Raw genomic sequence first — 13,887 nt, forward strand, 5'->3', positions numbered from 1 at the left:
AAGGTGGAGCCGGGCCCGCGCTCGGCTGCTGTTCGCGCAGGGGCAGCCGAGCGTGGGCTCGGCTCGACCGGGGCGCCCGCGTGCCGTTGGGACCATGCCCGGCGGCCGCGCAGCGCGGCAACGCGATACCGTCAGCCCTCTTCGCGCACGATCTCGACCAGGCGCGGGCCGTAACGGCTCAGCTTGGTGCCGCCGATGCCGCCGACCCGTGCCAGTGCATCCAGGCTGGTCGGGCGCTGTTCGGCGATGTTGCGCAGGGTGCTGTCGTGGAAGATCACGAACGCCGGCACGTTCTGTTCGCGGGCCAGTTCGGCACGCAGGCCGCGCAGGGCGTTGAACAGCGCCAGATCCTGCGGCAGTACCGACAGCCCGGTACGCTGCGCACTGCGCTCGCGCCCGCTGGTGCTGCTGGCCGGGTCGCGGCGCATGCTGATCTGGCGGCGGCCGGTCAGTACGTCGCGGCTGGCGTCGGTCAGGCGCAGGCCGCCGTGGCCCTCGCTGTCCACTTCCAGCAGGCTGGCGGCGACCAGTTGGCGGAACACGCTGCGCCAGGTGCGCGCATCCAGATCGCGACCGATCGCATAGGTGCTGAGCTTGTCGTGGCCCTGCTGCTTCACCTTCTCGTTCTCGCTGCCACGCAGGATGTCGATCAGGTGGCCGACGCCGAAGCGCTGGCCGCTGCGGTAGACGCAGCTCAGCGCCTTCTGTGCCGGAATGGTCGCGTCCCACGAGGCCGGCGGTGTCAGGCAGTTGTCGCAGTTGCCGCAGGGCTGGGGGTAGGTCTCACCGAAACCGGCCAGCAGCACCTGGCGGCGGCACTGCATGGATTCGCAGTAGCCCAGCAGATGGTCGAGCTTGGCCCGCTCCAGCTGCTTGCGCTCTTCGCCGGCCTCGGACTGCTCGATCATCTGCTTGAGCAGCACCACGTCGCCCAGGCCGTAGCACAGCCAGGCCTCGGCGGCCTCGCCATCGCGACCGGCGCGGCCGGTTTCCTGGTAGTAGCCTTCCATCGACTTGGGCAGGTCGGTATGCGCGACAAAGCGCACGTCCGGCTTGTCGATGCCCATGCCGAAGGCGATGGTGGCGCACATCACGATGCCGTCCTCGCGCAGGAAGCGGCGCTGGTTGTTCGCGCGCACGTCCGGCGGCAGGCCGGCGTGGTAGGGCAGGGCGTTGAAGCCCTGGCCGCAGAGGAATTCAGCGGTCTCCTCGACCTTGCGCCGCGACATGCAGTAGACGATGCCGGCCTCGCCACGGTGGCTGCGCAGGAAGTCGGTCAGCTGCTTGCGGGCGTTGTCCTTCTGCACCACGGTGTAGCGGATGTTGGGGCGGTCGAAGGAGCTGACGAAGTGGCGTGCTTCCTGCAGATCCAGGCGCTCGGCGATCTCGCGCTGGGTTGGCGGATCGGCGGTGGCGGTCAGCGCGATCCTCGGGATCTGCGGCCAGCGCTCGTGCAGCACGGTCAGCTGGCGGTATTCCGGGCGGAAGTCGTGGCCCCACTGCGACACGCAGTGTGCTTCGTCGATGGCGAACAGGGCGATCTGGCTGCGCGACAGCAGCGACAGGAAGCGACCGGTCAGCAGCCGCTCGGGAGCGACATAGAGCATGTCCAGCTCACCGGCGAGCAGTTCGCGCTCGACGCGGCCGGCAGTCTCGGCATCCAGGGTGGAATTCAGGTACTCGGCGCGCACGCCGAGCTGGCGCAGGGCTTCGACCTGGTCCTGCATCAGCGCGATCAGCGGCGAGATGACGATGCCGCAACCGTCACGCAGCAGGGCCGGGACCTGGTAGCACAGCGATTTGCCGCCGCCGGTGGGCATCAGCACCAGGGCATCGTGACCGGCAGCCACATGCTCCACGATGTCCTGCTGCGGACCACGGAAATCGTCGTAACCAAAGACGCGTTGGAGCAGGTCGTGCGCGGGACGGGAAGCCATCCGGTTAGTTTACCCCGGAGGGAGGGGTAGGGGTTCGGCAGGGCTGCGCCCTGCACCTGCTGCAAGCCAGTGCAACGTCAAAGGCAACAGCCGGCTCTGGGCTGTCTGCTTATTGGGCGGGGCGGTGTGGGCTTGCAGGACACGCCGTAAACCCGTCCTTGGGGGCTCGATGGCGCCATCCATGGCGCCAACGGTTCTGCAAGCCCACACCGCCCCACCCCCGACAGTTTCCCGGTGACGGGGGGCCAGATCAATCCACGCCATGCGTGGATGAAAACTGTCAGAACTCGACAAACAAAATGGGGTCAGATCCGTTTTCCTGGGGAAAACGGATCTGACCCCAATGGCTTTGCCGGCAGATCGCGGAGAACTGCCGAAGGCGGGGTGGGTCCGGTGGCAGGGGTGTCCGCGGCATGGATGCCGCGGCCAAGCCCCCAAGGACGGGTTCACGGCGTCCCCTGCCACCGGACCCATCCCGCCTACCCACAGGAGGCCAGCTTTTGCTCTGGCTCTGGCCTTGGCTTTAAGGCCTCTGCGGGTGCAGGGCGCAGCCCTGCCGGGCCCCCCAACTCTTACTGCAGCAGCGAGCGCAGCATCCAGGCGTACTTCTCGTGGGTCTGCAGCCGCTGGGTCATCAGATCCTCGGTCGGGGCGTCGTCTCCCTTGGCCGCCACCTCCAGCACTTCACGTGCCGTACGGCAGACTGCTTCGTTGGCGACCACCAACTGGCGTACCATTTCACGCCAGTCCGCGCTGTCGGTCAGGCCCGGTTCCTCGGCGATCGAGGTCAGCGCAGCGAATTCCCGGTAGGAGCCCGGGGCATTGAAGCCCAGCGCGCGGATGCGCTCGGCCACGTCGTCCAGTGCCGCCCACTGCTCGGTGTACTGCGTCTCGAACATGGTGTGCAGCGAGTTGAACATCGACCCGGTCACGTTCCAGTGGAAGTTGTGCGTCTTCAGGTAGAGCGTGAACGCATCGGCCTGGAAGCGCGACAGACCGTCGGCGATCTTCTTGCGGTCGCCCTGGGTGATCCCGATATCGATGTTCGGCGCCGACGGTGCCGCCGCTGCAAGCTTCTGCTTGCCGGTCTTGGCCTTGGTCGTGCTCTTGGTCTTCGCCATGGGGTTCCTCCTTGTGGAATCGTTGGCCTTCACAATAAACCGGTCGTGATGACTGGTCGCTATCAAAGTTTTGAACGAACCGATTGATGAACTCTATCGATAAAAATCCATCGTCCCGCCTGCGCCAACAGCGCGCCGCCATCGACGGCGCCATGAGCCGCGACCGGGGCCGTTTGCTGGGGATGCTCTCGCGTTGCCAGGCCAAGCCACAGGATGCGGCGTTGGCCGCTACCTTCGAGCAGGCCTTGCAGGCGTCGGTGCAGCGCCGGCAGGTCCGGGCGCAGCAGCAGCCGTCCATTACTCTGGACCCGCAGCTGCCGATTGCGCGTGAAGCCGACGCCATCATCGGGCTGATCCGCGACCATCAGGTGGTGGTGATCGCTGGTGAAACCGGCTCGGGCAAGACCACCCAGCTGCCGAAACTGTGCCTGGCCGCAGGCCGTGGCCAGGCCGGCATGATCGGCTGCACCCAGCCGCGACGGATTGCCGCACGTGCGGTGGCAAGCCGCGTGGCGCAGGAACTGCAGAGCGAACTGGGCCAGCTGGTCGGCTACCAGGTGCGCTTCAACGACAAGGTCAGCGACGACAGCCGCATCAAGTTCATGACCGACGGCATCCTGCTGGCGGAGATCGCCAGTGACCGCTGGTTGTCGAACTACGACACGATCATCGTCGACGAGGCGCACGAACGCAGCCTCAACATCGATTTCCTGCTGGGCTACCTGAAGCAGCTGCTGCGCAAGCGCCCGGACCTGAAACTGATCGTCACCTCGGCCACCATCGATACCGAACGCTTCGCCCAGCATTTCGACAATGCGCCGGTGATCAGCGTCGAAGGCCGCACCTACCCGGTGGAAGTGCGCTATCGCGCGCTGGAAGGCGAGGGCGAAGACCAGGGCGAACGCACCGTCAACGACGCCATCGTGTCGGCCATCGACGAGATCACCCGCCTGGATGCGCGCGGCGACGTGCTGATCTTCCTGCCGGGCGAACGCGAGATCCGCGATGCGCACCAGTCGCTGGAGCGCCGCAAGTACCGCAACACCGAGGTGCTGCCGCTCTATGCGCGGCTGTCCAACCAAGACCAGGACCGGGTGTTCAATCCCGGGCCGAACCGGCGCATCGTGCTGGCCACCAACGTCGCGGAGACCTCGCTGACGGTGCCGCGCATCCGCTACGTGGTCGATCCGGGCTTTGCCCGCGTCAAGCGCTACAGTCCGCGCAACAAGCTGGACCGCCTGCACATCGAGCCGATCTCGCAGGCCAGCGCCAACCAGCGCAAGGGCCGCTGCGGCCGCATCGCCGAGGGCATCTGTTACCGCCTGTACGCCGAAGCCGATTTCCAGGCGCGGCCGGAGTTCACCGATCCGGAAATCCGCCGCTCCAGCCTGGCCGGGGTGATCCTGCGCATGCTGCAGCTGGGCCTGGGCCGCATCGAGGAGTTTCCGTTCCTGGAAGCGCCGGACGAGCGTGCGGTGGCCGATGGCTGGCAGCAGCTGACCGAACTGGGTGCGATCGACGCCGAGCGGCGCATGACCACCATCGGCAAGCAGATGGCACGCCTGCCGGTGGACGTGAAGCTGGCGCGCATGCTGGTCGCCGCGCAGGCCGCCGGCTGCCTGCGGCCGATGCTGGTGATCGCCTCGTTCCTGGGCATCCAGGACCCGCGCGAACGTCCGCCCGAAGCACGCGGTGCCGCCGACAGCGCGCATGCGCAGTTCGCCGATGGTCGTTCCGAGTTCGTTGGCGTGCTGCGCCTGTGGGATGCCTACCGGCAGGCCCATGAAGACCTGACCCAGTCCAAGCTGCGCGACTGGTGCGGCCGTCATTTCCTCGGCTTCCTGCGCATGCGCGAGTGGCGCGAGCTGCACCGCCAGCTGCGGCTGCTGTGCGAGGAACTGGGCTGGAAGGAAGAGGCCAACGAGGCGTCGATGGCGCCGTTGCTGGCCGGCAGCAGTGCGCCGGCGGCAGCGCGTGATGATGCCGCCGCAGTGAAGGCCACCCGTGGCCAGCTGCACCGCGCTGCACGCCTGGCCCGCGAAGGCAAGGCCGAAGCGGCGCCGACGCCGGTGGCCGTACGTGCACAGAAGGAGCAGGCACCGGCGGGCGGCGGCTTCAGCGAACGCGTGCGCGCGGCTGCCTACCAGACCCTGCACCGGGCGTTGGTGGCGGGCCTGCCGACGCAGATCGGGCACCGCACCGAGAAGGGCGATTTCCAGGCGCCACGGCAGCGCCGTTTCCTGCCGTTCCCCGGTTCGGCGCTGTCCAAGCGCCCGCCGCCGTGGTTGCTGGTGGCCAACCTGCTGGACACGCAGAAGGTCTGGGGCATGACCCTGGCCGCGATCGAGCCGGACTGGGTCATCGCCGAACTGCCGCACCTGCTGCTGCGCAAGCACTTCGACCCGCACTGGTCGCGCGCGCAGGGCCAGGTGCTGGCCTCCGAGCAGATCAGCCTGTTCGGCCTGGTGCTGGCACCGAAGAAGCCGGTGCACTACGGCCGCATCGCACCGGGCGAGGCGCACGACATCTTCGTGCGCCAGGCGCTGGTGACCGGCGAGATCAACACCCGCGCCAGCTTCGTGGCCGACAACCAGAAAGTGCTGGAGGTCGCCCGCGAGGAGGAAGCGAAGCTGCGCCGCGCCGGCATCGTGGCCGACGAGGACTGGCAGGCGCGCTGGTACCTGGACCGGGTGCCGCCGCAGATCCATTCGGCCGCAGGGCTGGATACCTGGTGGAAGGGGCTGGCGCCGGAACAGCGCAAGACCCTGCACTGGTCACTGGTCGACCTGTTGCCGGGTGAGGGCAGCGAACAGGAGCGCTACCCGAAGTACCTGCCACTGGGCCAGGCGCGCCTGCCACTGCACTACCGCTTCGAGCCGGGTGCCGATGATGACGGCGTGACCCTGGACGTGCCGCTGCACCTGCTCAACGCGCTGGACCCGGTGCAGCTGGGCTGGCTGGCGCCTGGCTTCGTCGCCGACAAGGCTTCGGCACTCATCCGCAGCCTGCCCAAGGCGATGCGCCGCAACTACGTGCCGGCGCCGGACTTCGGTCGTGCGTTCTTCGAGGCATTCCCGCAGCCCAGCGCCGATGCCATCACTGGCGAACTGGCGCGCTTTTTGTCACGTGCCACCGGCGCGACGGTGACGGCGCTCGATTTCGAACCCGCTTCGATCGAACCGCACCTGCACATGAACCTGCGCCTGCGCGACGAGCACGGCAAGGTGCTGGCGACCTCGCGGGATCTGGATGCGTTGCGCGCGAAATTCGGCGGCCGTGCCGGCGATGCCTTCGCTGCACGGGCGGGGCGCGAGATGGCGGCCGATGGCCTGCGCACGTTCCCGGCCGCGCCGATTCCGCTGCAGGTGCCCGGTGAAGCCGGCGTTCCGGCCTATCCGGCGCTGCTGGACGAGGGCGACAGCGTGGCGCTGCGCATCTTCGCCGATCGCCAGCAGGCGCAGGAGGCCCACCCGCTGGGTGTGCGCCGGCTGCTGGAGATTGCCCTGGCCGAGAAGGTCAAGCAGGCGCGCAAGCAGCTGCCGGTGGGTGCCAAGACCGGCCTGCTGTATGCCGCGATCGAATCGCAGGAACGCCTGCGTGGAGACCTGGTGGATGCGGCGATGAACGCGGTGCTGGCCGAAGGCCTGGAAGACATCCGCGATGCGGCAGTCTTCGAGCAACGCCGCGAGCATGCGGCCAAGGCCCTGTTCGGCGAGGCGATGTCGCGGCTGAAACTGGCCGAGTCCATCCTGGCGCTGGTGGCGGAACTGAAGCCGTTGCTGGAGGCGCCGTTGATGGGCTGGGCGCGTGGCAACCTGGACGACATGGAAGCGCAGCTGGCCGGGCTGATCCACCCCGGCTTCCTGCGCGACACGCCGGCCGACGCGCTGGCGCAGTACCCGCGCTACCTGAAGGCGATGATCCTGCGCACCGAGCGTGCCAAGCGTGATCCGCCGCGTGACCAGGCGCGCATGCTGGAATTGCACCCGTTCCTGGAGGCGCTGGAAGCGGGCGAGCAGCAGGGCCTGCGTGATCGCCCGCAATGGCAGGCGCTGCGTTGGGATCTGGAAGAGCTGCGGGTGTCGTTGTTCGCGCAGGAGCTGGGGGCACGCAACGGCATTTCGGCGAAGAAGCTGGCGCAGCGGGTGGCTGCACTTCGCCAGGCGTGAACGCGCGCCATGGTCGCCCCATCGGGCGACCATGGCCGCCGGGCATGGATCCGGCACGGCCGGAATGCCCGGGCGTTACTTGGTGCGACGAACCTTCGGTTGCACGTTCACCCCGTCCACCTTCATGTACCAGGCGCCCATCAGGCCTGGGCGCATGCTGACGTTCGGCGCTTCCTTGCGGCCACCGGAATAGTGCGTGGCGTCTATCTGCTCCCACTCCTGGCCGTTCTGCAGCACGTAGCGGCGGCCCTGGCCGAAGCCACGGAATTCGCCCTGCAGGGTGCTTTCGATCGGTTCGCTGCTGCCGAAGTCCAGGAAGCCGCGGTTCTTCTTGATCACTTCCTGGCGGCCTTCTTCGCGCGCTGCGGCGACGGCCTGGGTGGTGGCCGCCTCGACCTTGCCCTGCAGCCAGCGGTTGAGCGTGGCCAGTTCAGCGGCGCTGAGCTTGTCCAGGCCGGCGGCCTTGAACTCGGTGGGCGACATCTGCTGCTGCAGGTCGCCCTCCACCACGCGCTGGGCCAGCGCAGGCGCGGACAGGGACAGCAACACGGCGGCACAGGCCAGCAGCCGTGGACGGACGCGCAGGGCAATCGAAGGCATGGCGGGTCTCTCCTGGATGTGTTGGCGAGTGTAGCGGCATGTCTTCATGCCGGGTGATGGTGGCCGCAGTGATTGTCCCTGAACGGCGCCGGCGCTAGTGTAGGGGCCTCTGTCTTGCCTGCTCGATGCTGTGAACCGCGCTTCCGTCCCTGGCCTGGATGCCTTGTTGAACCGTCCCTCGGCAGCGGTGCTGCCTGCTCCGCTGCGCCAGGCCCTGCGCGAGCATTGGGAAGCGCCGGATTGCGACCACCAGATGCGTGCCACCTGGTCGGTGCTGGGCGATACCCTTGATGCGCTGGCGATGCTCTCGGCCGACGAAGGCGCGGTGGTGGCAGCATTGCTGTTCGACCTGCCGGGCCTGCGCGCCAGCCTGGACCAGCTGCCGCTGGGCAGCCACCAGGCGGCGGTGATCGGCCTGCTCGATGGCCAGGATGCGGCCGACCCGGTGTGGGCGCTGCACGCCGGCCGTGAGGCCGGACGCAACAGCGAGGGCCTGCGCCGGCTGCTGCTGGCGATCATCCGCGACCTGCGCGTGGTGCCGATCCTGCTGGCGCGCCAGCTCGCGAGGATGCGCGCGGCCGACAAGCTGGACGACGAGCAACGCCGCGCGCTGGCCCAGCTGACCCGCGACATCCACGCGCCCCTGGCCAACCGCCTGGGCATCTGGCAGCTGAAGTGGGAGCTGGAGGACCTGGCGTTCCGCCACCTGGAACCGGAAACCTACCGCCGCATCGCCCGCGAGGTGGACGAAACCCGCATCGCCCGCGAGCGTTACGTCGAGAACGTCAAGAAGGTGCTGTCGCGCGAGCTGGTCGCCCAGGGCATCAAGGCCGAAGTCAGCGGCCGCCCGAAGCACATCTACAGCATCTGGCGGAAGATGCAGAAGAAGCGGCTGGCCTTCGACCAGCTGTATGACATCCGTGCGGTGCGCGTGATGGTCGACGACGTCGCCGCCTGCTACGCCGCGCTGGGCGTGGTGCACGCGCTGTGGGCGCCGGTACCAAGCGAGTTCGATGATTACATCGCACGCCCGAAGGCCAACGACTATCGCTCGCTGCATACCGCCGTGGTCGGCCCGGAAGGGCGCACCATCGAAGTGCAGATCCGTACCCATGAAATGCACTCGCAGGCCGAGCTGGGCGTGGCCGCGCACTGGAAGTACAAGGAAGGCGGCAAGGGCGCGGAGAAGTCCTTCGATCGCAAGATCACCTGGATGCGCCAGCTGCTGGAGCAGGCGCAGGACGGGCAGGGCAATGAACTGGCCGGGGCGCTCGATGCCGAGCTGACCGAGGACCGGGTCTATGCGCTGAGCCCGAAGGACGAGGTGCTGGACCTGCCGCAGGGCGCTACGCCGCTCGATTTCGCCTACCAGGTGCACACCATGGTCGGGCACCGCTGCCGCGGCGCCAAGGTCAACGGCCGTATCGTGCCGCTGACCTATCGCCTGCGCAGTGGCGACCGCGTCGAGATCCTGACCGGCAAGGAGGCCGACCCGCGCCGCGACTGGCTGATGCCGGCCAATGGCTTCCTGGCCAGCAACCGCTCGCGCGAGAAGGTGCGCAGCTGGTTCCACAAGCTGGACCGCGCGCGCAACGTGCAGGCCGGTCGCGAGCTGCTCGAGCGCGAGCTGAAGCGGCTGGGCCTGCAGCACTCGGACCTGGCCGTCGCGGCCAAGAAGTTCCATGCCGACAGCGTCGATGACCTGTACATCCAGGTGGCGCTGGGCGATACCGGCCCGAACCAGGTCAGCCGGACGTTGCTGGAGGCGGAACGTGCCGCCAGCCAGCCCGCGCCCGCGCCGCCCCTGCCGCGGCCGACCGCGCGCCGCGAGAACCTGGGCAAGTCCAAGTTCACCGTGCAGGGCGTGGGCAACCTGCTGGTGCAGCTGGCACGCTGCTGCCAGCCGGTGGCCGGCGAGCCGATCGTCGGCTACCTGACCCGTAGCCGTGGTGTCACTGTGCATCGTGCAGACTGCGCCGCGCTGGCCCGGCTGGCCGCCGCCAGCCCGCAGCGCATCCTGCCGGTGGAGTGGGGCCAGGCCGGTGGCGGCTACGAAGTGGACGTGGTGGTCGACGCGGTCGACCGCCGCTGGCTGCTGAAGGACATCACCAACCTGATCGCCCAGGAAGACGCTTACGTGCTCGACATCCACAGTGACAACGTGCGCAACAGTGGCCGTGCCCATCTGCGGCTGCGGCTGAAGGTCAGCGACTACGGGCAGTTGTCGACGCTGCTGGGCAAGCTTGATGCGCTGCCGGGCGTGAGCGAGGCACGTCGCCTCGGCTGAGCTTCACGCTGCCCCGGCTACCCTGCACGCATGGAACGCGAGCCCCCGCATCGCCCGCATGGCGCTGAACATCCTGCGCTGGACCGCGTCCGTCGCGAGGGTCGCTGGTGGTGGCTGCAGGCACGCCATGCGCGCCGGGTCTGGCGCTGGGCGCTGCTTGCGGCGCTGGCCGTGTTCGTGCTGCTGGTCCTGCTGCGCAAGCCGCTGGCCGACTGGTTCTGGGATGAGCCGCAGATCGAACAGCTGCTGGCCGAGGGGGATCGTGCGCTGGCCGCCGGCCGTTTGAGCGATGCCGATGGCAGTGGTGCGCGCGAGCGCTACCAGGCGGTGCTGGCGCTGGACGGTGATCGCCCGCAGGCGCGCCAGGGCCTGGCCAATACCGGCGCGGCAGCGCTGCAACAGGCGCGCGATCGCCTGCACGCCGGTGACCTGGACGGCAGCGCGCAGGCACTGGCACTGGCCCGTGAGCTGCAGGTGCCGCAGGGCGAAGCCGATGCGGTCGCCCGCCAGCTGCAGGCGCGACGCAGTGCCGGAGCCGGTATTGGTGCGTTGTTGGCCCAGGCGCGCAACGCGTTCGCGGCCGGACGCCTGGATGATGGCGACAGCAGTGCGTTGCCCTTGTTCCAGCGCATCCTTGCCCTGCAGCCGGACAACCTGCCGGCGCTGGAAGGGCGCGAAGATGCGCTGAGCGACCTGCTGCTGCAGGCGCGCACGCTGGCAGGGCGCGGAGAGCTGGCCGAGGCGGCCGCGATCCTGCGTCGTGCCCGCCAGTTCGATGCCGGTCATGCCGATCTGCCGGCCAGCGAGGAAGCCCTGGCGCGCGCGGTGGACCAGCGCCTGCAGCAGGCGCAGCGGGCACTGCAACGACAGCAGCTGGACGCCGCGGCCCAGGGTTTCCTGGCAGTGCTTGCGGTGGCGGCCGATGATCCCAATGCCCAGCGGGGGCGTGAGCAGGCGCTGCAGGCGGTGGTCGTGCGCAGCCAGACATCCGCCGACGACTTCCAGTTCGATGCGGCGCAACGCGATGCAGCCCTGGCGGCGGAGCTGGGCGCTTCGCAGGCAATCCGGCAGCAACTGGCACAGCGCCTGCAGCGTGCGCGCCAGGCGCAACAGGCCCTGCAGCAGCCCGCGATCAGTACGGCGCAGCGCGAACGCCAGCTGCGCGACCACCTGCGCAAGATCGAGCGTGCCGAACGTGCAGGGCAGTGGATCAGCCCACCGGGGCACAGCGCGTTCGACGCACTGCGCGAAGCCCAGTCACTGGCCCCCCGCGACACGCGGGTCAAGGCTGCCGCAGCACGCCTGCTGCCCGCCAGTCGCCGCTGCTTCGACGACAATCTGCGGCAGAACCGGGTACAGGCGGCGGGTGCCTGCCTGCAGGCCTGGCAGACGCTGTCACCGACCGCAGCGGGCCTGCCCTCGGCGCGGCTGCGGTTGGCCCAGCGCTGGCTGGCGATCGGCAGCGAACGGCTCGGCAATGGCGACCTGGCCTTTGCCGCGCACGCTGCCGAACAGGCGCGGTTGCTGCAACCGGACCTGGCCGAACTGCCGGCGTTCGAAGACCGCCTGCGTCGCGCCGGTGGACGGGCGGACTAGGCGAAGAACACCCGCTGCACGGTCGCGCGGGCGGCATCAAGTGAGAAATGCTGGGCGACGTTGGCCAGGCCGGCATCGGACAACTGCTGCCACAGCTGTGGATCCTGGTACAGGCGGATCACCGCATCGGCGAAACCGACAGCGTCATCGGCCACCAGCACGTCCTGGCCGGGATGCAGGTGCATGCCTTCCACGGCGCAGGTGGTACCGACCACCGGCTGGCCGTGGGCCATGCTCAGGTTGATCTTGCCCTTCACGCCGGCGCCGAACCGCAGCGGCGCAATGGCGATGCGCGCGCCGTCCATGTAGGGCGTGATGTCTTCGACGAACCCGTGCATCTGCACACCGGGCTGGCGTGCGGCCAGTGCCAGCAGCGACTCCGGCGCCGCGGCGCCGATGCAGTGCAGGCGCACTTCCGGCAACCGGGCGCGGATGCGGGCAAAGACCTCGCCGATGAACCATTCCATGCCGTCCAGGTTCGGCGGATGACGGAAGCCACCGACAAACACCAGGTCGCGCCGCTGCTCGAATACAGCGCCGGCGCCGGCGACCTCATGCAGGTTGGAGATCAGCTCCACCCGCACCTGCGGCGCATCGGACTGCAGCTGCTCCCGTTCGGCCGCACTGACCAGCACGGTGATGTCGCACTGCTCCATCACGGCCAGTTCGCTGCTGCGGGTACGTTCCGCTGCACGCAGCAGGGTTGCGTCGCCGGCGACTTCGGCACCGCGGCGTTCGCGCAGGTAGTGCAGGTCAACGGTGTCGAACACGGTCCGTGCCTGCGGTGCATAGCGCCTGAGCAGCGGCAGGCATTCGTGGGCGACGTGGTGACGCACCAGCATTGCCACGTCGAAACGCGATCCGTGGCTGCGCAGCCAGCCGGCTACGCCGTCCAGGAAGGGCGCGTACCAGACTTCCACGCCCATCCGTTGCAGCGCTTCGGTGGCCGCACCGGCGTGCTCGCGCCGGGTCGGTACGAACACAACGTGGGCGCCGCCCTGCAGCAGCAGGCGGATCAGATTGACCTGGCGCAGTGACCCGGAATCGCGATCCGGCTGCGGTACTTCCTCGTCCAGGATCAGCACCTGGCGCCGGCCGCGCAGCAGCAGCGCCGGAGACGGCACTTCGCCGACCGCCGGATGACGGCCCAGTTCGGTGGCCCAGCGGGCGGCGAAGATGGCCTGGTTGCGTACCTGGTAGGCCTTCACCCCGCTGCCGGTGTCGGTACCGTTGCTGGTGCCTTCGTCGTGGATCACCCGGCTGGCCGGCTGCACCAGCACGCGCAGGCCGTGTGCACGCACGCGGAAGGCCAGGTCGGTGTCCTCGTAGTAGGCCGGCTTGTAGCGGGTGTCGAAGCCGTCCAGCTGCTGCCAGAGGGCGCGTGGCAGCATCAGCGCCGCGCCCGAGCAGTAGTCGACGTCGCGCAGGCTGGCAAAGCGCGGATCATCGGCGGCCTCGAAGCGGCCGTAGCTCCAGCCACTGCCATCGGCGAAGATCACCCCGCCCGACTCCTGCAGGCGGCCATCCGGGTACAGCAGCTGGCTGCCGACCAGGCCGGCGTCGGGCACGCTGCCGAAGGTGTCCAGCAGGGCGTCGAGCCAGCCCGGCTGCGGCACCGTATCGTTGTTCAGCAGTACCACGTAGCGGCCGCGTGCGCGCGATACACCGTCATTGCAGGCTTCAATGAAGCCGCCGTTGTGCGCACGCACTTCATAGCGCAGCCCGGCCACCTGCGGCATCCACTGCACGGTGGCATCGCTGCTGCCGTCATCCACTACCAGGATCTCGCACGCGGCGGCCGGCGGGTGCGCCGCCAGGGCGCGCAGGCAGGCCACGGTGTGGGCGACGTGGTTGTAGACCGGGATGACGATGCTCACCTCCGGCGACTCGCTGAACGGCACCGTGAAGGGGGCGAAATCCTGCGCTGGCGGCAGGAACAGTGGCGTGCGCGGGGCGGGGACGGCGCGCTGGGCATGCACGCGGATGCGTTGCCAGGTGGCCCGCCAGCCACGGGTGCGCAGGCTTGCCAGGCTCCGGCGGGCCAGGCCCGACAGGCGGTTGATCAGGTATCGGATCTCGGCCAGGGACATCGCCATCCGGTTGCAACTCCAGCTTAAGCAGGGGAACCCGGGAGAATTCGCCAGCCGCAGCGGCTGGGGTAGACTCGCCAGACCCTA

At 68.8% G+C, this 13,887-nt stretch carries 7 protein-coding genes; 3 read left to right on the forward strand and 4 right to left on the reverse strand.

Annotation, left to right across the window (positions count from 1 at the left end):
• Window positions 1–131: 131 nt before the first annotated feature.
• A complete protein-coding gene (recQ, locus tag AC5P8F_RS13080) occupies window positions 132–1,937 on the reverse strand; it encodes a DNA helicase RecQ (RefSeq protein WP_032958973.1) in 1,806 nt (601 codons plus the stop codon).
• Between the two features lie 572 nt (window positions 1,938–2,509).
• Window positions 2,510–3,058 carry a Dps family protein gene (locus AC5P8F_RS13085; RefSeq protein ID WP_005410730.1) on the reverse strand — a complete coding sequence of 183 codons (549 nt, stop codon included), beginning with the start codon at window positions 3,056–3,058 and terminating at the stop codon, window positions 2,510–2,512.
• 86 nt (window positions 3,059–3,144) lie between these two features.
• On the opposite strand from AC5P8F_RS13085, the gene hrpA reads away from it, so the two are divergent.
• A complete protein-coding gene (gene hrpA / locus AC5P8F_RS13090; protein ID WP_346601857.1) occupies window positions 3,145–7,227 on the forward strand; it encodes an ATP-dependent RNA helicase HrpA in 4,083 nt (1,360 codons plus the stop codon).
• Window positions 7,228–7,302: 75 nt separating this feature from the next.
• Here hrpA and AC5P8F_RS13095 read toward each other — a convergent pair whose 3' ends face one another.
• On the reverse strand, window positions 7,303–7,827 hold the full coding sequence (locus tag AC5P8F_RS13095) for a hypothetical protein (protein WP_346601858.1): 525 nt from the start codon (window positions 7,825–7,827) through the stop codon (window positions 7,303–7,305).
• A gap of 130 nt (window positions 7,828–7,957) precedes the next feature.
• On the opposite strand from AC5P8F_RS13095, the gene AC5P8F_RS13100 reads away from it, so the two are divergent.
• Window positions 7,958–10,114, forward strand: a complete 2,157-nt coding sequence (locus AC5P8F_RS13100; protein ID WP_053496019.1) for a RelA/SpoT family protein — start codon at window positions 7,958–7,960, stop codon at window positions 10,112–10,114.
• Window positions 10,115–10,144: 30 nt separating this feature from the next.
• The gene (locus tag AC5P8F_RS13105) at window positions 10,145–11,710 is read left to right on the forward strand and encodes a hypothetical protein (protein WP_075075734.1); all 1,566 of its coding nucleotides are present in this window, start codon (window positions 10,145–10,147) and stop codon (window positions 11,708–11,710) included.
• On the opposite strand, the gene AC5P8F_RS13110 is transcribed toward AC5P8F_RS13105, so the two are convergent.
• A complete protein-coding gene (locus tag AC5P8F_RS13110; protein ID WP_111206102.1) occupies window positions 11,707–13,806 on the reverse strand; it encodes a glycosyltransferase in 2,100 nt (699 codons plus the stop codon). The two genes, AC5P8F_RS13105 and AC5P8F_RS13110, sit on opposite strands and share 4 nt — an antisense overlap.
• Window positions 13,807–13,887: the final 81 nt, after the last annotated feature.

The organism is Stenotrophomonas sp. YJH_SMC_69 (assembly GCF_059370495.1).

Bases quoted from the DNA above. Each gene is read 5' to 3' on its own strand.
- recQ (WP_032958973.1), bottom strand. From the start codon at position 1,937: ATGGCTTCCCGTCCCGCGCACGACCTGCTCCAACGCGTCTTTGGTTAC.
- AC5P8F_RS13085 (WP_005410730.1), bottom strand. From the start codon at position 3,058: ATGGCGAAGACCAAGAGCACGACCAAGGCCAAGACCGGCAAGCAGAAG.
- hrpA (WP_346601857.1), top strand. From the start codon at position 3,145: ATGAACTCTATCGATAAAAATCCATCGTCCCGCCTGCGCCAACAGCGC.
- AC5P8F_RS13095 (WP_346601858.1), bottom strand. From the start codon at position 7,827: ATGCCTTCGATTGCCCTGCGCGTCCGTCCACGGCTGCTGGCCTGTGCC.
- AC5P8F_RS13105 (WP_075075734.1), top strand. From the start codon at position 10,145: ATGGAACGCGAGCCCCCGCATCGCCCGCATGGCGCTGAACATCCTGCG.
- AC5P8F_RS13110 (WP_111206102.1), bottom strand. From the start codon at position 13,806: ATGGCGATGTCCCTGGCCGAGATCCGATACCTGATCAACCGCCTGTCG.